Source organism: Pseudomonas sp. LAM2023 (assembly GCF_016620375.1).
Classification (GTDB): Bacteria; Pseudomonadota; Gammaproteobacteria; order Pseudomonadales; family Pseudomonadaceae; genus Aquipseudomonas; species Aquipseudomonas anuradhapurensis.
In genome coordinates this window covers 357,987-381,277 of sequence record NZ_JAENHV010000023.1, presented here as the reverse complement: position 1 = coordinate 381,277, position 23,291 = coordinate 357,987, and the positions used below count along the sequence as shown (strand labels likewise).

The 23,291-nt window shown below is 64.8% G+C and carries 24 protein-coding genes; 16 read left to right on the top strand and 8 right to left on the bottom strand.

The features are described 5' to 3' along the window. Positions 1 to 47 precede the first annotated feature (47 nt). Genes hmgA through maiA form a run of 3 tightly spaced genes read left to right on the top strand, consistent with a single transcriptional unit; the run spans position 48 to position 3,289 of the window. Complete coding sequence (hmgA, locus tag JKP78_RS14685) at positions 48 to 1,349, top strand: homogentisate 1,2-dioxygenase (RefSeq protein WP_186685435.1); 1,302 nt, start codon at positions 48 to 50, stop codon at positions 1,347 to 1,349. 3 nt (positions 1,350 to 1,352) lie between these two features. Next, complete coding sequence (gene fahA, locus JKP78_RS14680; protein ID WP_186685433.1) at positions 1,353 to 2,645, top strand: fumarylacetoacetase; 1,293 nt, start codon at positions 1,353 to 1,355, stop codon at positions 2,643 to 2,645. Between the two features lie 11 nt (positions 2,646 to 2,656). Then, positions 2,657 to 3,289, top strand: a complete 633-nt coding sequence (maiA, locus tag JKP78_RS14675) for a maleylacetoacetate isomerase (RefSeq protein ID WP_186685431.1) — start codon at positions 2,657 to 2,659, stop codon at positions 3,287 to 3,289. On the opposite strand, the gene JKP78_RS14670 is transcribed toward maiA, so the two are convergent. After that, positions 3,283 to 4,089, bottom strand: coding sequence for a SirB1 family protein (locus JKP78_RS14670; protein WP_186685429.1), 807 nt, complete (start codon positions 4,087 to 4,089; stop codon positions 3,283 to 3,285). The two genes, maiA and JKP78_RS14670, sit on opposite strands and share 7 nt — an antisense overlap. A gap of 124 nt (positions 4,090 to 4,213) precedes the next feature. On the opposite strand from JKP78_RS14670, the gene JKP78_RS14665 reads away from it, so the two are divergent. Then, positions 4,214 to 5,233 (top strand): Leu/Phe/Val dehydrogenase, encoded by a 1,020-nt coding sequence (locus JKP78_RS14665; RefSeq protein ID WP_186685427.1) that lies wholly within the window; start codon positions 4,214 to 4,216, stop codon positions 5,231 to 5,233. A gap of 27 nt (positions 5,234 to 5,260) precedes the next feature. On the opposite strand, the gene JKP78_RS14660 is transcribed toward JKP78_RS14665, so the two are convergent. After that, on the bottom strand, positions 5,261 to 5,527 hold the full coding sequence (locus JKP78_RS14660; RefSeq protein WP_186685425.1) for a YebG family protein: 267 nt from the start codon (positions 5,525 to 5,527) through the stop codon (positions 5,261 to 5,263). Between the two features lie 223 nt (positions 5,528 to 5,750). On the opposite strand from JKP78_RS14660, the gene JKP78_RS14655 reads away from it, so the two are divergent. Continuing rightward, entirely contained in the window at positions 5,751 to 6,221 is a 471-nt protein-coding gene (locus JKP78_RS14655; protein ID WP_170032560.1) for a phosphate-starvation-inducible protein PsiE, read from the top strand. A gap of 3 nt (positions 6,222 to 6,224) precedes the next feature. Here the strand turns inward: JKP78_RS14655 and JKP78_RS14650 are convergent, their stop codons facing one another. Continuing rightward, the gene (locus JKP78_RS14650; protein WP_186685423.1) at positions 6,225 to 6,515 is read right to left on the bottom strand and encodes a DUF3509 domain-containing protein; all 291 of its coding nucleotides are present in this window, start codon (positions 6,513 to 6,515) and stop codon (positions 6,225 to 6,227) included. 123 nt (positions 6,516 to 6,638) lie between these two features. After that, a complete protein-coding gene (locus JKP78_RS14645) occupies positions 6,639 to 6,986 on the bottom strand; it encodes an HPF/RaiA family ribosome-associated protein (RefSeq protein ID WP_170032556.1) in 348 nt (115 codons plus the stop codon). A 235-nt stretch (positions 6,987 to 7,221) separates the two neighbouring features. Here JKP78_RS14645 and JKP78_RS14640 point away from each other — a divergent pair, with 235 nt between their 5' ends. From JKP78_RS14640 to JKP78_RS14615, 6 genes are all read left to right on the top strand, one after another. Next, complete coding sequence (locus JKP78_RS14640) at positions 7,222 to 7,527, top strand: DUF3649 domain-containing protein (RefSeq protein WP_186685421.1); 306 nt, start codon at positions 7,222 to 7,224, stop codon at positions 7,525 to 7,527. Then, the gene (locus tag JKP78_RS14635; RefSeq protein ID WP_186685419.1) at positions 7,524 to 9,101 is read left to right on the top strand and encodes a PepSY-associated TM helix domain-containing protein; all 1,578 of its coding nucleotides are present in this window, start codon (positions 7,524 to 7,526) and stop codon (positions 9,099 to 9,101) included. The genes JKP78_RS14640 and JKP78_RS14635 overlap by 4 nt, the downstream gene beginning before the upstream one ends. Next, positions 9,101 to 9,427, top strand: coding sequence for a DUF3325 domain-containing protein (locus JKP78_RS14630; RefSeq protein WP_200626868.1), 327 nt, complete (start codon positions 9,101 to 9,103; stop codon positions 9,425 to 9,427). Before JKP78_RS14635 ends, JKP78_RS14630 begins: the two co-directional genes overlap by 1 nt. Before the next feature lie 22 nt (positions 9,428 to 9,449). Next, positions 9,450 to 9,998: an RNA polymerase sigma factor gene (locus JKP78_RS14625; RefSeq protein WP_420831061.1), complete on the top strand. Its 549-nt coding sequence runs from the start codon at positions 9,450 to 9,452 to the stop codon at positions 9,996 to 9,998. Further along, positions 9,995 to 10,978, top strand: a complete 984-nt coding sequence (locus JKP78_RS14620) for a FecR family protein (RefSeq protein ID WP_186685413.1) — start codon at positions 9,995 to 9,997, stop codon at positions 10,976 to 10,978. Before JKP78_RS14625 ends, JKP78_RS14620 begins: the two co-directional genes overlap by 4 nt. Positions 10,979 to 11,097: 119 nt before the next feature. Beyond that, positions 11,098 to 13,488 (top strand): TonB-dependent siderophore receptor, encoded by a 2,391-nt coding sequence (locus JKP78_RS14615; protein ID WP_200626867.1) that lies wholly within the window; start codon positions 11,098 to 11,100, stop codon positions 13,486 to 13,488. Between the two features lie 89 nt (positions 13,489 to 13,577). Here the strand turns inward: JKP78_RS14615 and JKP78_RS14610 are convergent, their stop codons facing one another. Further along, complete coding sequence (locus tag JKP78_RS14610) at positions 13,578 to 14,453, bottom strand: helix-turn-helix transcriptional regulator (RefSeq protein WP_200626866.1); 876 nt, start codon at positions 14,451 to 14,453, stop codon at positions 13,578 to 13,580. A 202-nt stretch (positions 14,454 to 14,655) separates the two neighbouring features. On the opposite strand from JKP78_RS14610, the gene JKP78_RS14605 reads away from it, so the two are divergent. Then, on the top strand, positions 14,656 to 15,558 hold the full coding sequence (locus tag JKP78_RS14605) for a DMT family transporter (RefSeq protein ID WP_200626865.1): 903 nt from the start codon (positions 14,656 to 14,658) through the stop codon (positions 15,556 to 15,558). A 131-nt stretch (positions 15,559 to 15,689) separates the two neighbouring features. On the opposite strand, the gene JKP78_RS14600 is transcribed toward JKP78_RS14605, so the two are convergent. Together JKP78_RS14600 and JKP78_RS14595 are read right to left on the bottom strand one after the other, a co-directional pair. Beyond that, positions 15,690 to 16,664: a 2-hydroxyacid dehydrogenase gene (locus JKP78_RS14600; RefSeq protein WP_200626864.1), complete on the bottom strand. Its 975-nt coding sequence runs from the start codon at positions 16,662 to 16,664 to the stop codon at positions 15,690 to 15,692. Between the two features lie 175 nt (positions 16,665 to 16,839). Then, positions 16,840 to 17,787, bottom strand: coding sequence for a LysR family transcriptional regulator (locus tag JKP78_RS14595; RefSeq protein WP_170032535.1), 948 nt, complete (start codon positions 17,785 to 17,787; stop codon positions 16,840 to 16,842). Positions 17,788 to 17,978: 191 nt separating this feature from the next. Between JKP78_RS14595 and JKP78_RS14590 the strand changes: the two genes are divergently transcribed. The 4 genes from JKP78_RS14590 to JKP78_RS14575 are packed head-to-tail and all read left to right on the top strand — an operon-like array spanning position 17,979 to position 22,758. Next, positions 17,979 to 19,508, top strand: coding sequence for an efflux transporter outer membrane subunit (locus tag JKP78_RS14590; RefSeq protein WP_200626863.1), 1,530 nt, complete (start codon positions 17,979 to 17,981; stop codon positions 19,506 to 19,508). Then, positions 19,505 to 21,682, top strand: coding sequence for an FUSC family protein (locus JKP78_RS14585; RefSeq protein WP_200626862.1), 2,178 nt, complete (start codon positions 19,505 to 19,507; stop codon positions 21,680 to 21,682). The genes JKP78_RS14590 and JKP78_RS14585 overlap by 4 nt, the downstream gene beginning before the upstream one ends. A 4-nt stretch (positions 21,683 to 21,686) precedes the next feature. Further along, positions 21,687 to 21,887 carry a DUF1656 domain-containing protein gene (locus JKP78_RS14580; RefSeq protein ID WP_008097766.1) on the top strand — a complete coding sequence of 67 codons (201 nt, stop codon included), beginning with the start codon at positions 21,687 to 21,689 and terminating at the stop codon, positions 21,885 to 21,887. Positions 21,888 to 21,897: 10 nt separating this feature from the next. After that, positions 21,898 to 22,758: an efflux RND transporter periplasmic adaptor subunit gene (locus JKP78_RS14575; RefSeq protein ID WP_200626861.1), complete on the top strand. Its 861-nt coding sequence runs from the start codon at positions 21,898 to 21,900 to the stop codon at positions 22,756 to 22,758. A gap of 71 nt (positions 22,759 to 22,829) precedes the next feature. Here the strand turns inward: JKP78_RS14575 and JKP78_RS14570 are convergent, their stop codons facing one another. Then, positions 22,830 to 23,282 (bottom strand): universal stress protein, encoded by a 453-nt coding sequence (locus JKP78_RS14570; protein WP_200626860.1) that lies wholly within the window; start codon positions 23,280 to 23,282, stop codon positions 22,830 to 22,832. Positions 23,283 to 23,291 lie beyond the last annotated feature (9 nt).

Here is a 23,291-nt window from a genome sequence, read left to right as displayed (position 1 = left end):
CGGCGGCCAGCTGCCAGCAACGGCTCGGCCAGAGCCCGGAGGCATCGATGAATCGCGATACGTTACCCGACCTTCACTACCTCAGCGGCTTTGGCAACGAGTTTGCCAGCGAAGCCCTGCCAGGTGCCCTGCCGGTCGGGCAGAACTCGCCGCAAAAGGCCCCTTACGGGCTGTATGCCGAGCTGCTCTCGGGCACGGCGTTCACCATGGCCCGCAGCGAGCTGCGCCGCACCTGGCTATACCGCATTCGCCCGTCTGCGCTACATCCGCGTTTCGAGCGCCTGGCGCGCCAGCCGCTGAGCGGCCCGCTGGGGGCCATCACCCCTAACCGCCTGCGCTGGAACCCCCAGTCGATCCCCAGCGAACCGACCGACTTCATCGACGGCTGGCTACCCATGGTGGCCAACTCGGCAGCAGACAAACCGGCCGGCGTCAGCATCTACATCTACCGCGCCAACCGCTCGATGGAACGGGTGTTCTTCAACGCCGACGGTGAGCTGCTGCTGGTGCCGGAACAGGGCCGCCTGCGCATCGCCACCGAACTGGGGGTCATGCAGGTCGAACCGCTGGAAATCGCGGTGATCCCGCGCGGCATGAAGTTCCGCGTCGAGCTGCTCGACGCCCAGGCGCGTGGCTACATTGCCGAAAACCACGGCGCACCGCTGCGTATTCCGGACCTGGGCCCGATCGGCAGCAACGGCCTGGCCAACCCGCGCGACTTCCTCACCCCGGTGGCGCATTACGAAGAGGCCGCAGGCCCGGTGCAGCTGGTGCAGAAGTTCCTGGGCGAGCACTGGGCCTGCGAACTGCAGCACTCGCCGCTGGACGTGGTCGCCTGGCACGGCAGCAACGTGCCATACAAGTACGACCTGCGGCGCTTCAACACCATCGGCACGGTCAGCTTCGACCACCCGGACCCGTCGATCTTCACTGTGTTGACTTCGCCGACCAGCGTGCACGGCATGGCCAACATGGACTTCGTGATCTTCCCGCCACGCTGGATGGTGGCCGAGAACACCTTCCGTCCACCATGGTTCCACCGCAACCTGATGAACGAGTTCATGGGCTTGATCAACGGTGCCTACGACGCCAAGGCCGAAGGTTTCCTGCCGGGCGGTGCCTCGCTGCACGGGGTGATGAGCGCCCACGGTCCCGATGCCGAAACCTGTGAAAAGGCCATTGCCGCCGACCTGGCGCCGCACAAGATCGACAACACCATGGCCTTCATGTTCGAGACCAGCCAAGTGCTGCGCCCGAGCGTGCAGGCCCTCGAATGCCCGCAATTGCAGGCCGACTACGATAGTTGCTGGGCCACCCTGCCGAGCACCTTCAACCCGAACCGGAGATAACCGATGAACCAGACCGCCATTGCCCGTAGCTGGGTGGAGCACGCCAACGGGCACAGCGACTTCCCGCTGCAGAACCTGCCGTTGGGCATTTTCAGCCGGCCCGGTGAAGCCAGGCGCTGTGGCGTGGCCATTGGCGATGCGATCCTCGACCTTGAGGCGGTGCTGGCTGCCGGCCTGTTCGACGGCGCCGCCAAGGCCGCTGTCGAGGCCACCCGCGGTGGCGCTCTGAACGCATTCTTCGCCCTCGGCCGCGGCGCGCGCGTGGCCCTGCGCGAGCGCCTGCTGGTGCTGCTGGGCGAGCACAGCGAGCACCAGGCGGCGCTGCAGCCTGCGTTGTATCCGGCCGGCGCCTGCCAATTGCATGTCCCGGCGCAGATCGGTGACTACACCGACTTCTACGTGGGCATCGAACACGCCAAGAACGTCGGCAAGCTGTTCCGCCCCGACAATCCGCTGCTGCCCAACTACAAGTACGTGCCGATCGGTTATCACGGCCGCGCCTCGACCATTCGCCCGTCCGGCACCGACGTGCGCCGCCCCAAGGGCCAGACCCTGCCGGCCGGGCACAGCGAACCGAGCTTCGGCCCCTGTGCGCGCCTGGACTACGAGCTGGAACTGGGCATCTGGATCGGCCAGGGCAATGACATGGGCCAGGCGATCCCGATTGGCGATGCCGCCGAGCACGTGGCCGGCCTGTGCCTGCTCAACGACTGGTCGGCGCGGGATATCCAGGCCTGGGAATACCAGCCGCTGGGCCCGTTCCTGTCGAAAAGTTTCGTTACCAGCATCTCACCGTGGGTAGTCACTGCCGAAGCGCTGGAACCCTTCCGTTGCGCCCAGCCGCCACGCCCACAAGGCGACCCGCAGCCACTGTCGTACCTGCTGGACAAGCGCGACCAGGCCGCCGGTGCATTCGATATCGAACTCGAAGTGCTGCTGCTGACCGAGCGCATGCGCGAGCAGGGCATGGCCCCGCATCGCCTGACCCTGAGCAATACCCGCAGCATGTACTGGACCGTGGCGCAGCTGGTGGCGCACCACAGCGTCAATGGCTGCCAGCTGCAGCCGGGCGACCTGTTCGGTTCGGGCACGCTGTCGGGCGCCACGCCCGGTTCGTTCGGCAGCCTGCTGGAGATCACCGAAGGCGGCAAACATCCGGTGGAACTGGCCAGTGGCGAGGTACGCAAGTTCCTCGAGGACGGCGACGAAATCATCCTGCGTGGCCGTTGCGTGCGTGATGGCGTGGCCAGCATCGGCTTCGGCGAGTGCCGCGGCACGGTCGTCGCGGCCAACTGAGGAGGCAGGGCATGGAGCTGTACACCTATTACCGTTCCACCTCGTCCTATCGGGTACGCATTGCCCTGGCGTTGAAGGGGCTGGCCTACCAGTCCCTGCCGGTCAACCTGCTGCAGGGTGAGCAACGCGGTGCTGCCTATGTCGCCGTCAACCCGCAGGGCCGTGTGCCAGCCTTGCGCACTGACGGCGGTGAGCTGCTGGTGCAGTCACCGGCGATCATCGAGTACCTGGAAGAGGTTTATCCACAGCCCGCGCTGCTGCCTGCCACGCCGCAGGCGCGCGCCAAGGTGCGTGGTGTGGCAGCGATCATCGGCTGCGACATCCATCCGTTGCACAATGTCAGCGTGCTCAACCGGCTGCGCCAGGCCGGGCACGACGAGACCCAGGTCAACCAGTGGATTGGCCACTGGATCAGCCAAGGGCTGGCAGCGGTGGAACAACTGATCGGCGACCACGGCTTCTGTTTCGGCGATGAGCCAGGCCTGGCGGATGTCTACCTGATCCCGCAGTTGTATGCGGCCGAACGGTTCAACATCGAGCTCGACGGCTTCCCGCGCATCCTGCGGGTTGCCGCCCTGGCCGCCGGCCACCCGGCGTTCGCCAAGGCACACCCTTCCCGGCAGCCGGACTGCCCGGCTCAGTGAATGGACCGGTTCGCCGCCGGAAGCTTGCCGATACGTTCGGACAGCTTCAGGCGCTGGACCGGGTCTTCCGTCAGTAGCAAGGCATGTTCCAGGTCGAAGCGCTCGGCCTGCGGGCAATCCAGATGCTGGTAGAGCGAGGCACGAGTCACATAGTCGCCGACTTGCGCCGGCCCCAGTTGCATGACCCGTTCGGCATCGATCAGTGCCGCCAGGTGGTCGTCATTGCTGATATGCAACTGGCGCAGGTTGCGTGACAGGCGCTGCAATATCTGCGCGGGGCTGGCACTGCGCATGTGCTCGGCAGTCAGTGCTACCTGCGCGCCGAACTGACGTGCCAGCAGTTCGCGGCAATCGTTGGGGTAGAGGCGTCGGCCGCCGCAGGGATCGAGGAGGTGGTCGGCTCCCGGCACGCGCAGCAGGAAGTGGCCGGGGAAGCCCACGCCCTCAAGCGGGATGGACAGGCGCCGGGCCAGTTCCAGGGCGAGGATGGCCAGGGCCAGTGGTTGGCCGCGACGGCGCTGCAGCACCTTGTCCATCAGCGCGGCATGTGGGCGCAGGGGGTGATACTCATCTTGCTGGAAGCCCAGGGCATTGAGCTGGCGCAGGAGTGGCTGGGCCAGCTCGCACAGCGGCAGCATCGGCAGGTTGGCACTGATCGCGCGTTGCAAGTCATGCAGTAAGGCAAGGCTGGCCGCAGGCTCGACGCTGCGGTCATGCTCGGCGGCAATCCACAATGCGGCTTCCAGCAGGGCGACGGGCTCGCGTTCCAGGCAGGCCAGGCAGGCTTGACGTGGCTTCATGGGGCTTCTCCACACACGCTTGAGTATTAGCCGCGGCGGGTGGTTTCGTCCAGTGGTCCGGCGGCGGCGTCGGCTCAAGGGCCAAGCCTATACTGGAATGAGCACCTCTCAGGGGAGCCAGTCGATGTTCGCACTGATGCAAAGCACCCGTACCCAGTCGCTGCACCTGTTCACCGACCCGCCCACCGGCCTCAAGGCCGTGGTGGCGATCCACAGTGAACAATTGGGGCCGGCCATGGGCGGCTGCCGCTACCTGCCGTATGCCGACGACGAAAGCGCCATGACCGACGCCATTCGCCTGGCCCAGGGCATGAGTTACAAGGCTGCGCTGGCCGGCCTGCCGCTGGGCGGCGGCAAGGCGGTGATCATGCGCAACCCGCATGTGGAAAACCGCGCGGCACTGTTCGAGGCCTTTGGCCGCTTCGTCGATACGTTGCAAGGGCGCTTCATCATTGCCGTGGACAGCGGCACCTCGACCCTGGACATGGACTGCATTGCCCAGAGTACTCCCCATGTGACCAGCACCACGGCCTGCGGCGATCCATCCCCGCATGCGGCGATGGGGGTGTTCGCTGGTATTCGGGCGACCACGTCGTTTCGGCTTGGCAGTGATGACCTGCAAGGGTTACGGGTTGCGGTGCAAGGGTTGGGCAATGTCGGTTATGCGCTGGCCGAGCAACTGCATGCGGCGGGGGCCGACTTGCTGGTGAGCGACCTGGACCCAGGGCGGGTGCGGCTGGCGGTCGAGCAATTCGATGCCAAGCCGGTCACCAACGACGCATTGATCAGCACCCCTTGCGACATCTTCGCGCCCTGCGGCGTGGGGCCGGTGCTGAACGGACAGAGCGTGATGCAACTGCGTTGCGCGGCGGTGGCGGGGGCGGCGAACAACCAGTTGACCACCTTGCAGGTGGCCGACCAGCTGGAATCGCGCGGGATTTTGTATGCGCCTGACTATGTGATCAACGCCGGTGGGTTGATCTATGTGGCGCTTACCCATCGTGGCGAGAACCTGGGTACCATCACCGCGCACCTGGCGCGCATCCCCACGCGGCTGACCGAAGTGTTTGGCCATGCGCAGGCGGAGAAACGCTCGCCGGCGCGGGTGGCGCAGATGCTGGCGGAACGGCTGCTCTACGGCTGACGGCCGCTCCTACAAAGGCCAGCGCAGCTATTGCTCGGCTGCTGGCGCCTCGAGCAATTCGGCCAACGCATCCGGCTGGCTCTTGAACGCCCGGGCGAACACATCGCGGTTTCTGGCCATGTAGATGCCGGCTTCCTCGACCTGCTGCTCGGTCAGCGAGGGCACGGCCTTGTGCAGCACTTCGGCCAGGCGCTCGGCCAGTTCGAGCATCTTGTCGTGACGGTCTGCTTCGGCCTTATCCATGAACAAGCGCTCCGGGTCGCGGCTGCTGCGGTATACCACTTCGACGGCCATTCATCACCTCTGTGCCTTTTTGCTGGTTACGTTACGATCTACTGTATCCATATACAGTAATGGCATTTGCCACTACCGTGCAAGCCGATTCTTCTGCCCGTGCGCGCGTGCCTTGCGGCAATCGGTCGCCTTCCAAGGCAAGGGCCTGGCCCTTTAACTGCATGGCACAAGCGTCACACCGGTGGCGCATCATCCTTCAAGACGTATCGGGGAATGGAACATCGTGAACATCAAATGGGCAGAAAAGCTGCGCAAGGGCCTGCACGGCTCGGCCGACTCGCTGGGCAACCTGTGCGTCGAGGCATTCCATTACCTGGCGCTGTTCGGCATTGGCGCGATTACCGCCTATGCGGCGGTGATGACGTTCCTGGACATGCTCGGCAAGGGCGGGGTCAGCGTCGATGACATCCTGCTGCTGTTCATCTACCTGGAGCTGGGGGCGATGGTCGGGATCTACTTCAAGACCAACCACATGCCGATCCGCTTCCTGCTGTACGTAGCCATCACTGCGCTGACTCGCCTGCTGATCGGCGATGTCTCGCACCACAAGGCGCCGGACGCAGGGCTGCTGTACCTGTGCGGTGGCATCCTGTTGCTGGCGTTCTCGATCCTGGTGGTGCGCTATGCCTCGTACCGCTACCCCTCGACCAAGGCGCTGGACGCCAATGGCAAGGAAGTGGAGGAGGGCAAGTAGCCCTCAGTTGGCCATGAAATGCCGCGGCTCCCGCTGAGCGTCACGGGTCAGCGCGGCCAGCACCTGCAAGGGGTTCTGCTGGTGTTCGATGGCCAAGCCCAGGCGGATACTGTCGATCACCCGTTGCAGGCGCACCGGGTCATTGCGCTGGGCCTGGGTGATGAGGCGCTTGGCGACCACGCCGCTGTCGTCGGACAGGGTCAGCATGATGCTGCCGTCAAGGTTGGCGATGCTCAGGTTGACCCGGTATTCGTGGGCGAATGCAGCACTGATTCGTTCGAATGGGTTGTTCATGGTCGTGCTTCTGCAATGAATGACTGCAGGGGTTGACCGACGCCTTCGGCAGTTGGTTCAGTGCCATTGATCGACACCAATGAAAACGCCCGGCACGAGGCCGGGCGTAGCTTGCATTACCGATCAGGCGTCCGGGTCATTCAGTTCCAGGGCGCCGCGCTTGCTGCGCAGCTTGCCGTAGAAGTGTTCCAGCGCGTGGTTCAGTTTGGTGGCGGCACCATCGACTGCCTGGTCCAGCGAAGTGGCAGTGTGGGTCACGGAAATCGGTTGATGGCCTTTGGGGCGAGCCTCCATCTGGCAGCGTTTGTCATGCGGACCGGGCTTGGCGCCGTTCTCGTCGCGCAGGTGGACCTCGATGCGGGTGAGGTCGTCTTCGTAACGTTCCAGCGAGTTCTGCAGAGTGCTGCGGACCCACTGATCGAGCCGGGCGTTGCCTTCGAAATGGTTGCTGCTGTTGACCTGGATTTGCATGATTCAATCCTTATTCAGCTTGCTCGCATGGAGACGCGCCTAGGCCCTTGAGACCCTTGGAATTTCTGCGCCTCTTGACTCTAAGGTCAGGCAACGGCGAAACGAATTCAAGCCCTTTTTGAAAATAAATTTTTTGTTGCATACAGGGCCACAGCTGACCACACGGTGCTCAGCCTTTGCTTATGAGAATTGAAATCATTATTATTGAATGCCCGATAACGCCCGACCGTTCGCCATGACGCGTAAAATCGCCAGCCTCCCGCTCAGCTATCGCCTGGCCGTGACTTCACGCAGCCTGGCCGCCTTGCTGGGCGGCTACCTGCTGGCGTCAATGGCCAGTGTCTGCATTGCTCTGGTAGTGCCATTGCCGCAGGTCGATGCCACACTCACAGGCCTGTTGCTGTCATTCGTCTTCTACCTGTTGGCGTTCATCTGGTGCTTCGCCTGCCGCAGTGCTCTGCGTGCCTGGTTGGGTGTGCTGGCGCCCACTGTGCTGCTGGGCGTGATCAGCGGCTTGGCTTACTGGATGACAAGCGCATGAAAGAAGGCTTTCGTCAGGCCATGGCCTGGCTGCACACCTGGACCGGCCTGATCTTCGGCTGGCTGTTGTTCGCCATCTTCCTCACCGGCACGCTGTCGTACTTCAAGGAAGAGATCACCCACTGGTCCAGGCCGGAAGTGCGAAGTCAGGCACTGGACCCGACCCATGCTCTGGAGGTGGCCCAGCGTTACCTGCTGGACAACGCAGGTCATTCGGGAACCTGGTTCATCCGCATGCCCAACGCACGTGAGGCGGGCTTGAATGTGGGCTATCGCGACACCAATGGCGGGCCACGTGGCTTTGTCAGCCAGACCCTCGATACCCAGACCGGCGAGCCGCTGCAGGCACGCGACAGCCGCGGTGGCGAATTCTTCTACCGCTTCCATTTCCAGCTGCAGATGCCGCATCCCTATGGCCGCTGGCTGTCGACGTTCTGTGCATTCATCATGTTGCTGGGGCTGGTGACCGGCATCATCACCCACAAGAAATTCTTCAAGGAATTCTTTACCTTCCGCCCCGGCAAGGGCCAGCGCTCCTGGCTGGATGGGCACAACGCCATCGGCGTGTTGGTGCTGCCGTTCCACCTGATGATCAGCTACAGCAGCCTGGTGCTGTTCATGTACATGGTCATGCCGGCGGGCATCATGGCCAGCTACGGCAAGGACAGCGGCAAGTACTTCAACGACCTGTTCGGCCGCAACGATGCGCCTCCGGCAGCCCATGTCGCCGCGCCGCTGGTGCCGTTGGCAGGCCTGTACGCCAGGGTACAGGAGCTGCAACCGGGCGCGCATATTGGCGATATCCAGGTGCAAAGCCCGGGCGACCGCAATGCCCGCGTAACCTTCACCCAATCGTCGGCCGACCACGTCGCCTATCGGCGCAGCGCCAACTGGACATTCGATGGCGCCACGGGTGCGCTGCTGAGCCAGGGCAAGCCGGAGAGTGGGGTGATGATGACCGCGTTCAGCTTTGCCGGCCTGCACATGGGCAATTTCGCTGGGCCCTGGCTGCGCTGGCTGTATTTCTTCTTTGGCATGGCGGGTACCGCGGTGATCGGCACCGGGCTGGTGATGTGGCTGGGCAAGCGTCAGCTCAAGCATGCTGGGAACGAACGCCTGCCGGGCGAGCTGCGCCTGGTCGAGGTACTCAACATCGCCAGCATGAGCGGACTGCTGCTGGCCGTTGCCGGTTTCTTCTGGGCCAACCGTCTGATCCCGCTAGGGGTGCAAGGCCGGGCCGACTGGGAGGTCAACGTATTCTTCATCGCCTGGGGGCTGGCACTGGTGCACGCCATGCTGCGCAGAGGGCGCCGGGCATGGGCCGAGCAACTGGCCTTGGGCACGCTGGCCTTTGCCCTGCTGCCGCTGCTCAATGCCCTGACCACCGGCCAGGGGTTGAACCATTCGTTGCCAGCAGGGGACTGGGCTATGGCCGGCTTCGACCTGACGGCGCTGGCGACCGGCCTGTTCCTCGCCTGGCTTGCCGGCAAGCTGTCGCGTAAGCCCAGGGCGGCTGCCAGAAACGCCCGGCGAGCAACCAGAATGCCACCTGTCGAAACGGCGGGGGCAAGCTGATGGCGGGTATCGCACTGATCACATTCGCAGGCTTGGTTGCCTTGTGTCTGGCCATGCAGAAACACTTCACCGACTTGCTCGAGCGCAAGCCGCGCCCAGGCCAGCTGCGTCTGTTGCGTAGCACCGGCTGGTTGCTGCTGCTGGCTTCGCTTGTACTCAGCGTGCACCTGCTTGGCTGGGCTCATGGCCTGGTGCAATGGGTCGCGGTACTGATGGCCGGGGCGACCGTGTGGGTATTCGGCCTGCCATACCTGCCCCGGCTGCTGCTGGGCCTGGCCGCCGCCAGCGTGGTGCTGGGGCCGTTGCTTGTGGTGTACGCCGGGTGACCCGATGAGCGAACAGGGCAACATGTTCGAGCCGGACACCGACAACGGCGGCGGGCGTGCGCGTTTTGTCGAAGTGTTCCAGGCCCAGCGGGCGCGCATGGAGGCATTGGTCAGCCGTCGGGTCGGTTGCCGGGCCACGGCATCGGACCTGGTCCAGGAGCTGTTCCTGCGTTTCTGGCGCCGCCCCGAGGTCAAGGTCGAGGCGTTGGATACCTACCTGCTGCGCTGCGCTGGCAACCTGGCGATCGACCACTTGCGCAGTGAAGGCAGCCGCGAACGTGTGGTCGAAGCGGCGTTGTCGGCAGATGAAGCCCAGGCGCCGGAGCACGCCGTGCAGGTCGACCACGACCTGCAGCGCATCGAAGCTGCCCTGCGCGCCTTGCCCGAGCGTACCCGGCAGATCTTCCTGCTCAATCGCATTCACGGCTGCAAGTACGGCGAGATCGCCACGGCCATGCAACTGTCCCGGAGTGCTGTGGAAAAGCATATGATGCGCGCCCTCGAGGCGTGCAAGGCGAGTGTGGCCGAGCCCGCGTCCATTCCACGCCGGCCAGGGAGTGCCCGCCGATGAGCCGTCTACCGCAGATTACCGAGGCGCAGTCCCAGGCTGCACTGCAATGGCTCAGCCGCATCAACGAGCAGCCCGCGCAAGCCGAGGGCGCCGCGTTCAAGCGCTGGCTGCTGAGCGACCCCGCGCACCGCGCAGCCTACGCCCAGGCGCAGGCGCTGTGGCAGGCCAGCGGCAGCGCTGCAGCGCGCCTGGCTGGCGAAGAACAGCAAGGCTTGCAGCGTTATCTTGACGCCATGGCCCAGCCAGCGGCCCGGTCCCCGTGGCGGCAGCGGTTCGCGGCACTGGCGCTGGCGGCCTGCCTGGTACTGGCCGTGGGCATCGCCGGGGGGTGGCAACCCGGCCTGTGGTTGCAGGACCTGCAGGCCGACTACAGCAGCGCCGGGCAGGTGCGCCAGGTGATTCTGGCCGACCAGACGCAAGTGACGCTGGATGTGCAGAGCGCGATTGCAGTCGATTTTGTCCGAGGCGAGCGCCGCGTGCGGTTACTGCATGGCGCGGCGTTCTTCCAGGTCACGCATACCGGCGAACCGTTCCTGGTCGAAGCAGCAGGTGGCGAGGTGCGGGTGCTCGGCACGCAGTTCGAAGTACGTGAGCAGGGCGAAGGCGCCCAGGTCACGGTGCGTAGCGGGCGGGTAGCAGTAAGCCCGGCACCAGGCGCTGCAAGGCGCGAACTGACGGCCAACCAGCAGGTGGCCTACGTTGCAGGCCGGCTGGGCGACCTTGGGACGGTGGACAGCGACAACCGCCTGGCCTGGCGCCAGGGTTGGCTGAACTACTACCAGGTCCCGCTGGCGCAGGTACTTGAAGACCTGGGGCGCTATTACCCGGGGCGCATCCTGTTGCTCGACGAGCAACTGGGGCAGCGCAAGGTCAGTGGCAGTTTCCCTGTGGCAGAGCCGTTGCTGGCGCTGGATTCGCTGGGCAAGGTGATGGGCTTTTCGCAGCAGACCGTACTAGGGCGGTTGACGGTCATCCGATAGTCGCCGGCATAGGAAAAAAATATTTTCAGCTAGCGGGTGAGGTAACAGGACGTGACATCCGTGTAATGAGTGGAAGTGCGATTCATTCGCAGTCATAACCCTCTCACAGGTCAGCGTCCATGAAGTTCACCCCGCGTTGCGTCCCTCTCTTGCTCGGCCTGTCCGCGCTGCCGGCCCTCGTTTTCGCTCCACTGGCTGGCGCCGTCGAACAACAGCAAGCGTACGCCTTCGCCCAGCCGGCGCAACCGCTGGCCCAGGCGCTCAACGCCTTCAGTCGCACCACTGGCCAGGGCGTGGTCTACACCCAGGAGCTGGCAGGCGTGCAGGCCCCGGCGCTGAACGGCCGGTACAGCGCCGAGCAGGCCCTGCAGCAACTGCTGGGCAGCAGCGGGTTGGCCTGGCGTCGCGTCGACGCACGCACCTTCACCCTGGAAGCGCTGGACACTTCCGGCGCCCTCAACCTGCAGGCGACCACGATAAGCTCGGAACTGGACGACTACAGCTACCAGCCCCCCGCCAGCGCCTCGATCATGCGCGGGCAAGGCCCGAGCCAGGACATTCCCCAGGCGATCAACGTGGTGCCGGCCCAGGTCATTCGCGACCAGGCCCCGCGCAACCTCGACGACGCCCTGGCCAACGTCAGCGGCATCACCCAAGGCAACAACTTCGGCGGCACCGCCGACACGGTGATGAAGCGTGGTTTCGGTGATAACCGCGATGGTTCGATCATGCGCGACGGCATGCCGGTGGTACAGGGCCGCAACCTCAATGCCAGCACCGAGCGGGTCGAAGTGCTCAAGGGCCCGGCGTCGCTGCTATATGGCATCCAGGACCCGGGCGGGGTGATCAATGTGGTCAGCAAGCGGCCGCAGCTGCAGCAGTACAACGCCCTGAACGTGCGCGGCTCGACCTACGGCAGTGGCAAGAATGGCAGCGGCGGCGGCTTTGACAGCACCGGCGCGCTGGGCGACAGCAATTTCGCCTACCGTTTGATCGTCGACCACGAGGACGAGGACTACTGGCGCAACTACGGTGTGCGCCGCGAATCGCTGGTGGCGCCGTCGCTGGCCTGGCTGGGTGAGGACACCCAGGTGGTACTGGCCTATGAGCATCGCGAGTTTCTCTCGCCGTTCGATCGGGGCACGGCGTTCGGCAACAATGGCCACCCGCTGGACATCCCGGCCACGCGGCGCCTGGATGAGCCATTCAACGACATGGAAGGACGTTCCGACCTGTACCGCCTGGAACTCGATCACCAGCTGGCCGATGACTGGAAGCTGCACTTTGGCTACAGCTTCAACCGTGAAACCTACGATGCCAGCCAGGTGCGGGTGACCAAGGTCATTGAGAAAAGCGGCACGCTGTCGCGCAGCATCGACGGCACGCACGACGCCATGAGCCGGGACCAGTTCGCCACCCTGAGCCTGGCCGGCACTGTGCAACTGGCCGGGCTGCAGAACGACCTGCTGTTCGGCGTCGACCATGAGGACCGCAAGATCTTCCGCGGTGACCTGATCCGGCAGAAAGCCCGATCGACCTTCAGCTATGTCAACCCGGTCTATGGTCAGGAAGTGGAAGGCACCACGGTCGGTGCCAAGGAAAGCGACCAGACCGACAAGCTGCGCACCGATGCGCTGTTCGCACAGGACGCGCTGCACCTGGATGAGCACTGGATCCTGGTGGCCGGTGCGCGCTTCCAGCAATACGACCAGTACGCTGGCCGCGGGCGCCCGTTCCAGGTCAACACCGACAGCAACGGCCAGACCTGGGTACCGCATGCGGGCGTGGTGTACAAGCTCGATGAGCAGCTGTCGTTCTATGCCAGCTACAGCGAATCGTTCAAGCCCAACTCGACCATTGCGCCGCTGGTCGGCAACGTGGTGCTGGACGGTTCGGTGGCGCCGGAGGAGGGCAAGTCGTGGGAACTGGGGGCCAAGCTCGATATGCCGGGGCGCCTCACCGGTACCCTGGCGCTGTTCGACATCACCAAGCGCAACGTGCTGGTTTCCAGCCTCGACCAGCGCACGGGCGAGACGCTGTACAGCAATGCCGGTGAAGTCGGTTCGCGGGGTGTCGAACTGGACCTGACCGGGCAGCTGAGCGAGCGCTGGAGCCTGATCGGCAGCTACGCGTTCACCGATGCTGAAGTGACCAAGGACCCGGAACTCAAGGGCAACCGCCTGCAGAACGTGGCCCGGCACAGCGGTTCGCTGTCGGCGGTGTACGATTACGGCAGCCTGTTTGGCGGCGACCGCTTGCGCATGGGGGCCGGGGCGCGGTACGTGGGCGAGCGGGCGGGTGACTCGACCAACAGCTTCGACCTGCCTTCCTATACCGTGGCCGATGCCTTCGCCAGCTATGAAACCCGGCTCGACGAGCACAAGGTGCTGTTGCAGCTGAACGTCAAGAACTTGTTCGACAAGGTCTATTACAGCTCGGCGGTGAATCAGTATTTCGTGGCTATCGGCGATCCGCGGCAAGTGAGCTTGTCCAGCACCTTCGAGTTCTAGGCCAGCCTGTGCCGGCCTCTTCGCGGCTGAAGCCGCTCCCACAGGTACTGCGCAGCCCTTTAGGGTAATGCGGTCCCTGTGGAACGGCTTTAGCCGCCAATGGCCGAACGGTATTCGCCCGGTGTCGCACCGATCGCCTGGCGGAAGCGGTTGCTGAAATGGCTGGCGCTGGCAAACCCGCAGTGCAGGGCAATCTCCCCCAGCGGCATTCCCCCCAGCCGCAGCAACTGGCAGGCCCGGTGCAGGCGCCGGGCTAGCAGGTACTGGTGCGGCGGTAGGCCGAAGCTGGCGCGGAACATGCGCGCGAAATGGTATTCGGACAGGTTGCAGCGCAAGGCCAGTTCACCCAGGGTGATGGGTTGGTCAAGGTGTGCTTCGATGTATTCGACCATTTGCCGGCGCAGGTTCGGTGCCAGCCCGCCTTTCAGACGCAGGCCCTGGCGCAGGCCGACCTGGTTGAGCAATGCATGGTCGACGATTTCGTGCGCCAGGCTGCTGGCCAGCAAGCGCTCGCCGGGTTCGTCCCAGTCCAGGGTGATCAGCTGGCGAAAGCGCGCGGCCTGCTGCGGGTCGTCGAGAAAGGTCGCTTCCTGCAGTTGCAGCTCACGCGGTTCGCGGTCGAGCAGGCGCACGCAGCCCAGGGCGAACTGCGCCTCGCTTATGTACAGGTGCGCCAGGCGGATCGCGCCATTGATCACCCAGTTCGATTCCTGCCCGGCCGGCATCACGCACAGCTTGTTTGGCGCACCCTTGTCGGCCGGGCGCTGGCGGCGGAAGGTGCCGGTGCCGTCGGCGATGTAGCACGACAGGGTGTGGTGGCTGGGTGCCTGGTAGTCGCGGGCATCGTCGCGGTTGTTCCACAACGCCGCCGCCAGCCCGTCACCCAGCTGTGCGCTCAGCTCCAGCCGGGCGTGGGGCGAGGCATGCATGGCATTGAACACTTGCAGTTGGCTGAATGGCGTCATGGGCGGTTCCTCTTGCCTGCCATCCTACTGCGCCTTGCGCAGGCTTACAGCTACCCACGGGACAAATGCGCAAGTTTGTGCAAGCGCGCGGTTGTCCGGGCGGAGAACACTGGGATGCCTCGGCGAGGGCTGTGCCCTTGATTCGCGGCTAAAGCCGCGAAGCGCCGGGCACCGATCTTGAAAGGCCCAAGGAACCGCCACCATGAACTTGTCACTCTATCTACTTACCGTGCTGATCTGGGGTACTACCTGGATCGCCCTCAAACTCCAGCTGGGCGTGGTCGCCATTCCGGTCTCGATCGTCTACCGCTTCGCCCTGGCCGGTCTGATCCTGTTCGCCTTCCTGCTGCTTACCCGCCGCCTGCAGCCGATGAACCGCCGTGGTCACCAGATCTGCCTGGCCCAGGGCCTGTGCCTGTTCTGCGTCAACTTCATCTGCTTCCTCAGCGCCAGCCAGTGGATCGCCAGCGGCCTGATTGCCGTGGTGTTTTCCACCGCCACCTTGTGGAACGCGCTCAACGCACGGATATTCTTTGGCCAGAAGATCGCCGGCAATGTGCTCGGTGGCGGCGCCCTGGGCTTGCTCGGCCTGGGCCTGTTGTTCTGGCCGGAGCTGTCGCACCACACGGCCAGCCGCGAGACCCTGTATGGCCTTGGCCTGGCTTTGCTCGGCACCTTGTGTTTCTCGGCGGGCAACATGCTCTCGAGCATGCAGCAGAAGGCCGGGCTCAAGCCCATGACCACCAATGCCTGGGGCATGGTCTACGGCGCAGCGATGCTGGCGCTGTTCTGTGTGGTCAGTGGCGTGCCGTTCAGCATGGAGTGGAATGCGCGCTATATCGGCTCGTTGCTGTACCTGGTCATCCCGGGGTCGGTGATCGCCTTCACTGCCTACCTGACCCTGGTCGGGCGCATGGGGCCGGAGCGGGCCGCGTACTGCACGGTGCTGTTCCCGTTGGTGGCGTTGAACGTGTCGGCGGTGGCCGAGGGCTATCAATGGACGGCGCCGGCCTTGTTGGGGCTGGTGGCGGTGATGGCGGGGAATGTGCTGGTGTTTCGCAAGCCCAAGCCCAAGTTGGCAACCGGGCTGTCGCGACCTGTGTAGGAGCGGCCTTGTGTCGCGATGGGGCGCGTAGCGGCCCCGATTCAGCTTCTTCGCTGATATTGCCGGGCCGCCTTGCGGCCCATCGCGACACAAGGCCGCTCCTACAGGAGCCGCGCCGGGTCAGGCAAGCATCAGCCCTTCCACGCCTGCGGGTTCACCAGGTCTCGCGGCCGCTCACCCAGCAGCGCCGCGCGCAGGTTGTCGATTGCCCGGTTGGCCATGGCCTCGCGGGTTTCGGCAGTGGCCGAACCGATGTGCGGCAAGGTCAGCGCGTTGGGCAGCCTGAACAACGGCGAATCACCCAGCGGCTCTTTCTCGTACACGTCCAGGCCCGCACCGCGAATGGTGCCGTTCTGCAGCGCCTCGACCAGCGCTGCCTCGTCCACCACCGGCCCGCGGGCGATGTTGATCAGGAACGCGCTCGGCTTCATCAGTTGCAGCTCGCGGGTGCTGATCAGCTTGCGCGTGGCATCGGACAGCGGCACCACGATGCACACGAAGTCTGCCTCGGCCAGCAGTTGCTCCAGGCTGCGGAATTGTGCGCCCAGTTCTTGCTCCAGCGCGGCCTTGCGGCTGTTGCCGCTGTACAGGATCGGCATGTTGAAACCGAAGTGGCCCCGGCGCGCCACGGCTGCGCCGATGTTGCCCAGGCCAACGATGCCCAGGGTCTTGCCATGCACGTCACTGCCGAAGTGGGCCGGGCCCACGGTGGCCTGCCAGTTGCCGGCCTTGGTCCAGGCATCCAGTTCGGCGGTGCGGCGGGCGCAGCCCATGATCAGCGAGAAGCCCAGGTCGGCGGTGCTTTCGGTCAGTACATCCGGGGTGTTGGTCAGGGCGATGCCACGTTCATTGAGGTAGTCCAGGTCGTAGTTGTCGTAGCCGACCGAAACGCTGGACACCACTTCCAGCCTGGCCGCGCCTTCGAGCTGTGCCCGGCCCAGCTTGCGGCCGACGCCGATCAGGCCGTGGGCCTCGGGCAGGGCTTCGTTGAACTGGGCATTGATGTCGCCCAGCTTGGGGTTGGGCAGGATCACGTTGAAATCTTGCTGCAGGCGCTCGGCCATGGCCGGGGTAATGCGGCTGAAGGCCAGGACGGTCTTTTTCATCGGGCTACTTCTCTGCAAGGCGAGGGGCGGTGGGGCGCATTCGCGAGCAGGCCCGCTGCCACAGGTCCCGCACAGATTGCAGACCTGTGCATTTCCTGCAGGAACGGGCGTGCCCGCGAAGGGCCGACATTGGTTAGCAACCTACCATTGTCCGCCCCCGCAATGCAGCAGCTTTTTAATTGGCGATCAGCACCTGATGGGTTTTCAGGTCGGCCTCGTGCGCCGCGAGGATTTCTGGCAGCGAATTGCGCAGGTACTCGACCCAGGTCTTGATCTTGGCGTCCAGGTACTGCCGCGACGGGTAGATCGCATACAGGTTCAGCTCCTGCAGGCGGTACTCGGGCAGCACCCGTACCAGGCTGCCGTCACGCAGGCCGTCGATGGCCGAATAGATCGGCAGCACGCCCACCCCCATGCCGCTGCGAATCGCGGTCTTCATGGCGTCGGCGGTGTTCACCATGAACGGCGAGCTGGTGATGTTGACCATCTCCTGGCCTTCCGGGCCGTCGAACAGCCACTTTTCCAGCGGAATCACCGGGCTGACCATGCGCAGGCAGGCGTGCTTGAGCAGGTCGGCGGGCTTGTGCGGCACGCCGTGGCGGGCAATGTAGGCGGGCGAGGCGCAGACGATGCTGTAGGTGATGCCCAGGCGCTGGGACACGAACCCCGAGTCGGGCAGTTCGGTGGCCAGCACGATGGACACGTCATAACCCTCGTCGAGCAGGTCGGGCACGCGGTTGGCCATGGTCAGGTCGAAGGTCACGTCCGGGTGCGATTCGCGGTAGCGGGCGATGGCATCGACCACGAAGTGCTGGCCGACCCCGGTCATCGAATGCACCTTCAATTGCCCGGCGGGGCGCGCATGTGCGTCGCTGGCCTCGGCCTCGGCTTCTTCCACGTAGGTAAGAATCTGTTCGCAACGCATCAGGTAGCGCTTGCCGGCTTCGGTCAGCGCGATGCGGCGGGTCGTGCGGTTGAGCAGCCTTGTTTGCAGATGGGCTTCCAGGTTGGAGACTGCCCGCGACACGTTCGCGGTGGTCGTATCCAGCTGCCCGGCGGCAGCGGTGAAGCTGCCCAGTTGGGCTACGCAACTGAAAGCACGCATGTTTTGCAGGGTGTCCATGGGTCACTCTCGATGTAGAGGACAAAATTGTGTCACGAAGTAACGAAAAAAAGATGAAAAGTTGCCTTCGACCAAAGGCGGATTATCGCTGTTTTGGTAACAAAGATTCGCAGGAATCCACGCTTATCGCCAGTGCTGGCGCCCCCTAGAATTGCCCGGCCCTATCACCTCTTCCTCGGGAAATCGCAGCTGTGCCGCGTCGCATCATCAGAACGCTCAATGCGTTCAGTGCCTGTGCCCTTGCCCTCACCTTGAGCGGCTGTATCGGAACCTGGGGCATAGCCCCGCAAAGCAAGACGCTGCAAGTCAATACCCTGACCACCGACGCGGCCATACGCGAAGCCGCCAGCGACGCCCACTGGCCTGACCAGCAGTGGTGGCATGCCTACGGCGACCCCCAGCTGGACCGCTGGGTTGCCCTGGCCGTGGCCGGCAGCCCGAGCCTGGCCATGGCGGCGGCGCGGGTGCGCGAAGCCAAGGCCATGGCTGGTGTGGTCGAGTCGGCAGAGAAGCTCCAGGCCAACGGCCAGGCCACGCTCAAGCGCCACAACTGGCCTGAGGACCAGTTCTACGGCCCAGGCGCGCTGTCTGGGGCCAACACCTGGGACAACAACGCCGCCATCGGCTTCAGCTACGCCCTCGACCTCTGGGGCCGCGAACGCAATGCCAGCGAGCAGGCCGTGGATCAGGCGCACATGAGTGTGGCCGAAGCCCGCCAGGCACAGCTGGAGCTGCAGAACAACGTAGTGCGCGCCTACATCCAGCTGAGCCTGCACTTCGCCCAGCAGGATATCGTCAAGGCCGAACTGCAACAGCAGGAGCAGATCCTGGCCCTGGCCAAGCGCCGCCTGGATGCCGGCATCGGCACCCACTTCGAAGTCAGCCAGGCCGAAGCGCCGCTGCCGGAAACCCATCGCCAGCTGGACAGCCTCAGTGAACAAATTGCCCTGACCCGCAACCAGCTGGCCGCCCTGGCCGGCAAGGGGCCGGGCGAGGGTGCGCAATTGCAGCGCCCGACCCTGGCCTTGGCCGCGCCGCTGAAACTGCCGTCGAACCTGCCGGCCGAGCTGGTCGGTCAGCGCCCCGACGTGGTCGCCAGCCGGTGGCAGGTGGCCGCCCAGGCGCGTGGCATCGATGTCGCCCACGCCGGCTTCTTCCCCAATGTCGACCTGGTCGGCAGCCTGGGCTTCATGGCCACTGGCGGTGGCCCACTGGAGTTCCTGACCGGGCGCAAGTTCAACTACAACGTCGGCCCGGCCATCAGCCTGCCGATCTTCGACGGTGGCCGCCTGCGTTCGCAGTTGGGCGTGGCTTCGGCGGGCTACGATGTGGCCGTGGCGCGCTACAACCAGACCGTGGTGGGTGCGCTGAAGAACATCTCCGACCAGCTGATTAGACGCCAGTCGATGCAGGAGCAGTCGCACTTCGCCGCCGAGTCGGTCGCTGCCGCGCAAAAAACCTACGACATCGCCATGGTCGCCTTCCAGCGCGGGCTCACCGACTACCTCAACGTGCTCAACGCACAGACCCTGCTGTTCCGCCAGCAGCAGGTGCAGCAGCAGGTGCTGGCCGCCCGCCTGATCGCTCATGCCGAGTTGGTCACCGCCCTGGGTGGTGGCTTGCAGGCTGGCCAGGACGTGCCGCAGGAAGATCGCCAGGCGGCACCGAAAACCCCGGCCACCCTGGCCATTTTCGAGCAGCAGCCGGATAACGCCGAATGAGCACTTCGAGTTTGCCCGTGCGCTGGCTGCAGAGCCTGGAATGGCGCCGGGGCTTCTTTGCCTGGGCGCGCACCGACGGTGTGACCTGGGTGTACATCTTCAAGGTGCTGACCGCTGCGTTCATTACCTTGTGGCTGGCCATGCGCCTGGAACTGCCGCAACCGCGCACGGCGATGATCACCGTGTTCATCGTGATGCAGCCGCAAAGCGGGCATGTATTCGCCAAGAGCTTCTACCGGGTGCTGGGCACTTTGGCCGGTTCGGCGATGATGGTGGCGCTGATCGCCATCTTTCCGCAGAACACCGAGCTGTTCCTGCCCAGTCTGGCCCTGTGGGTAGGCCTGTGCTCGGCCGGTGCGATGCGCTATCGCACCTTCCGCGCCTATGGTTTCGTGCTGGCCGGCTACACCGCAGCGATGATCGGCCTGCCGGTGCTGCAACACCCTGACCAGGCATTCATGGCAGCGGTATGGCGGGTACTGGAAATCGCCCTGGGCATCCTGGTGTCGACCTTCGTCAGCGCGGCGATCCTGCCGCAGTCGGCCAGTGCCGCCATGCGCAACGCCCTGTACCAGCGCTTTGGCGTATTTGCCGGGGTAGTGGTCGAGGCCTTGCGCGGCGACAGCCAGCGCGACCGCTTCGAGACCAGCAACGTGCGTTTCGTCGCCGAGGCAGTGGGCCTTGAGAGCCTGCGCAACGTCACCGCATTCGAAGACCCGCACATGCGCCGACGCTCTGGCCGGCTGGTGCGCATGAACAGCGAGTTCATGGCCATCACCACCCGCTTCAATGCCCTGCACCGGTTGCTGGAGCGCCTGCGTGCGCGTGGCCCGCTGCAGATCGTCAGCGCCATCGAGCCAGGCCTGAACACCTTGGTGGAGTTGCTGCAACCTTACGTCGGCCGGGCGCTGACCGATGCCGACGCGTTGCGCCTGACCCTGGAGCTGGCGGCTTACAAGGAAGGCCTGCAGGCGCAGGTGCGCAGCCTGCGCGCCGAGTACCTGACGACCGAGCCGAGCGAGGCCGACCTGCTGGATTTCCACACGGCCTTCGAGTTGCTCTACCGCTTCGTCGACGAGATGTACAGCTATGCCGAGACGCACGCCTCGCTGGCCGCGCACCGGCACGAGCGCGAACAATGGGACGAGCCCTATGTGGCGCAGACCAGCTGGCTGGTGTCGCTGGCCGCCGGCCTGCGCGCCTCGGCGGTGCTGTTGCTGCTGGGCAGTTACTGGCTGCTCAGCGACTGGCCCAGCGGGGCGATGATGACCCTGATCGCCACGGTCACCGTCGGCCTGTCGGCAGCTTCGCCCAACCCCAAGCGCATGTCGTTCCAGATGGCCTGCGGTACCGCCATCGGCGCCTTCGTCGGCTTCTTCGAAACCTTCTTCGTGTTCCCCTGGATCGACGGTTTCCCGCTGTTGTGCATGGTGCTGGCGCCGGTATTCGTGTTCGGCGCCTTCCTCTCGTCACGCCCGGCCTACGCCGGCTATGGCATCGGCCTGCTGGTGTTCTTCGCCATCGGCTCGGTGCCGAACAACCTGACCGTGTATGACCCGTACAGCTTCATCAACGACTACATCGGCATGGTCATCGGCATGTTCGTCTGCGCTGCGGCCGGGGCGATCATCCTGCCGCCCAACAGCCGCTGGCTGTGGAGCCGCCTGGAGCAGGAACTGCGCGAGCAGGTGCTGTTCGCCATCAGTGGTCGCCTGCGCGGCCTGGGCTCGGCCTTCGAAAGCCGCACTCGCGACCTGCTGCACCAGGCGTATGGCCTGGCTGCCGGCAAGCCGCAGGTACAAAGCCAGTTGATGGGCTGGATGTTCACCGTGCTGGAAATCGGCCATGCGGTCATCGAGCTGCGCAAGGAGCAGGCCCGCGCGCCGGTGCACCCGGCCTACGCCGAGTCGCAACCCTGGCGCCAGGCTATCCGGGTCATGGGCCGCGCGCTGGCACGGTTGTTCCTGCAGCCCAGCGCCAGCAACCACGAACGCGCCCTGGTGGCGGTGGACCATGCCATTGCCCGCGTACAGGCCACCGACGAGCCGTTCGCCCGGCACTTCGACACCTCGGTACTGCGTCGCGCGCAAAGCTACCTGCACTTCATCCGTTCTTCCCTGCTCGACCCACAGTCGCCACTGGCACCGGCGAAAGGACTGCACCGTGCTCCGTGAAATCATGCCCCGCGAAATCGCCTTCCATGGCGTGTACATGCCCACCATGACCTTGATGTTCCTGTTCGCCCTGGGCCTGGCCTGGGGCCTGGACCGGTTCATTGCCAGCCATGATGGCTACCGCTTCTTCTGGCACCCGGCGCTGCTGCGCCTGAGCCTGTTCGTCTGCCTGTTCGGCGCCCTGGCGCTGTCGCTCTACTGGTGAGAAACCTTCGATGAAAAAGTTCTTCAGCCTGATCGCCACCCTGCTGGTGCTGACCGCTGCCGTGGTGATCGGCCGCCAGTTGTGGCTGCATTACATGACCACGCCATGGACCCGTGACGGCCGCGTGCGCGCCGACATCATCAACGTCGCCGCCGACGTGCCCGGCTATGTGGTGGACGTGCCGGTCAAGGACAACCAGCGGGTCAAGAAGGGCGACCTGCTGATCCAGATCGACCCCGAGCACTACCAGCTGGCAGTCGACCAGGCCAAGGCCCTGGTCGCTTCGCGCAAGGCCACCTGGGAAATGCGCAAGGTCAACGCCAAGCGCCGCGCCGACATGGACAACCTGGTGATCTCCAAGGAAAACCGCGACGACGCCAGCAACATCGCCAACGCGGCCCAGGCCGATTACCAGCAAGCCCTTGCCGAGCTGGCAGCAGCCGAGCTGAACCTGAAGCGCACGCAGATCGTGGCCACGGTGGACGGCTATGTGACCAACCTGAATATCCACAAGGGTGACTATGCGCGCACCGGCGAAGCGGTGATGGCGGTGGTCGACGAGCACTCGTTCTGGGTGTATGGGTTCTTCGAAGAGACCAAGCTGCCGCATGTGCGGGTGGGTGACCAGGCCGAGCTGCAGATGATGAGCGGCGAGCGCATCAAGGGCCATGTGGAGAGCATCGCCCGTGGCATCTACGACCGCGACAACCCGCAAAGCCGCGAGCTGATTGCCGATGTTAACCCGACCTTCAACTGGGTGCGCCTGGCGCAGCGGGTGCCGGTGCGTATTCACATCGATGAGGTGCCGGAAGGGTTCCTGCTGGCGGCGGGCACGACCTGTACGGTGGTGGTGAAGCCGGGTTCGCCTTGAGTGGTGTGGCGCCTGTGAGATCGAGCGCCGCGCGGGCGGCGCTCGATCTCACAGGCGATAAACCTCTCAAGTCATCCACCCGCAGCCCCCACCAACACCGGCATCTCAACCCGGTCAATCACCTTCGCGCTGATCGACGGATCCAGCAACCGCCCCAGCCGCGACAGGTGGCGGTGGCCCATGATGATCAGCTCGCAGTTCAGCTCCTGTGCCTTGCTGACAATTGCCTCGACCGGCTGCCCGGCAACCATGCAGCCCTGGCTGTCGAAGCCGGCCTGTTGCAATAACGCCACCGCTTCGGCCACGGCGCGGTCACCCAGGCGTTGTTCCTCGCAGGCGGCGGGGTATTCCTCCAGTTCCTCGGTGGTGTAAGGCGCGGGTTGGTCGTGCACGGCGAAAGTCGAGTCGATGGCCAGCAGCACGTGCAATTCATGATCGCCAGGGTTGCAATAGCGGCGGGCGAGGGTGAGCAGGACGGTGGAAGCGGGGGAGGCGTCGATGGCGATCAGGACGGGGCTGGGCATGCGGGATCC

Bases quoted from the DNA above. Each gene is read 5' to 3' on its own strand.
- JKP78_RS14585 (WP_200626862.1), top strand. From the start codon at position 19,505: ATGAGCACTTCGAGTTTGCCCGTGCGCTGGCTGCAGAGCCTGGAATGG.
- fahA (WP_186685433.1), top strand. From the start codon at position 1,353: ATGAACCAGACCGCCATTGCCCGTAGCTGGGTGGAGCACGCCAACGGG.
- JKP78_RS14640 (WP_186685421.1), top strand. From the start codon at position 7,222: ATGACGCGTAAAATCGCCAGCCTCCCGCTCAGCTATCGCCTGGCCGTG.
- JKP78_RS14570 (WP_200626860.1), bottom strand. From the start codon at position 23,282: ATGCCCAGCCCCGTCCTGATCGCCATCGACGCCTCCCCCGCTTCCACC.
- JKP78_RS14625 (WP_420831061.1), top strand. From the start codon at position 9,450: ATGTTCGAGCCGGACACCGACAACGGCGGCGGGCGTGCGCGTTTTGTC.
- JKP78_RS14600 (WP_200626864.1), bottom strand. From the start codon at position 16,664: ATGAAAAAGACCGTCCTGGCCTTCAGCCGCATTACCCCGGCCATGGCC.
- JKP78_RS14605 (WP_200626865.1), top strand. From the start codon at position 14,656: ATGAACTTGTCACTCTATCTACTTACCGTGCTGATCTGGGGTACTACC.
- JKP78_RS14670 (WP_186685429.1), bottom strand. From the start codon at position 4,089: ATGAAGCCACGTCAAGCCTGCCTGGCCTGCCTGGAACGCGAGCCCGTC.
- JKP78_RS14630 (WP_200626868.1), top strand. From the start codon at position 9,101: ATGGCGGGTATCGCACTGATCACATTCGCAGGCTTGGTTGCCTTGTGT.
- JKP78_RS14610 (WP_200626866.1), bottom strand. From the start codon at position 14,453: ATGACGCCATTCAGCCAACTGCAAGTGTTCAATGCCATGCATGCCTCG.
- JKP78_RS14615 (WP_200626867.1), top strand. From the start codon at position 11,098: ATGAAGTTCACCCCGCGTTGCGTCCCTCTCTTGCTCGGCCTGTCCGCG.
- JKP78_RS14595 (WP_170032535.1), bottom strand. From the start codon at position 17,787: ATGGACACCCTGCAAAACATGCGTGCTTTCAGTTGCGTAGCCCAACTG.
- JKP78_RS14660 (WP_186685425.1), bottom strand. From the start codon at position 5,527: ATGGCCGTCGAAGTGGTATACCGCAGCAGCCGCGACCCGGAGCGCTTG.
- JKP78_RS14645 (WP_170032556.1), bottom strand. From the start codon at position 6,986: ATGCAAATCCAGGTCAACAGCAGCAACCATTTCGAAGGCAACGCCCGG.
- JKP78_RS14665 (WP_186685427.1), top strand. From the start codon at position 4,214: ATGTTCGCACTGATGCAAAGCACCCGTACCCAGTCGCTGCACCTGTTC.
- maiA (WP_186685431.1), top strand. From the start codon at position 2,657: ATGGAGCTGTACACCTATTACCGTTCCACCTCGTCCTATCGGGTACGC.
- hmgA (WP_186685435.1), top strand. From the start codon at position 48: ATGAATCGCGATACGTTACCCGACCTTCACTACCTCAGCGGCTTTGGC.
- JKP78_RS14635 (WP_186685419.1), top strand. From the start codon at position 7,524: ATGAAAGAAGGCTTTCGTCAGGCCATGGCCTGGCTGCACACCTGGACC.
- JKP78_RS14620 (WP_186685413.1), top strand. From the start codon at position 9,995: ATGAGCCGTCTACCGCAGATTACCGAGGCGCAGTCCCAGGCTGCACTG.
- JKP78_RS14580 (WP_008097766.1), top strand. From the start codon at position 21,687: ATGCCCCGCGAAATCGCCTTCCATGGCGTGTACATGCCCACCATGACC.
- JKP78_RS14575 (WP_200626861.1), top strand. From the start codon at position 21,898: ATGAAAAAGTTCTTCAGCCTGATCGCCACCCTGCTGGTGCTGACCGCT.
- JKP78_RS14650 (WP_186685423.1), bottom strand. From the start codon at position 6,515: ATGAACAACCCATTCGAACGAATCAGTGCTGCATTCGCCCACGAATAC.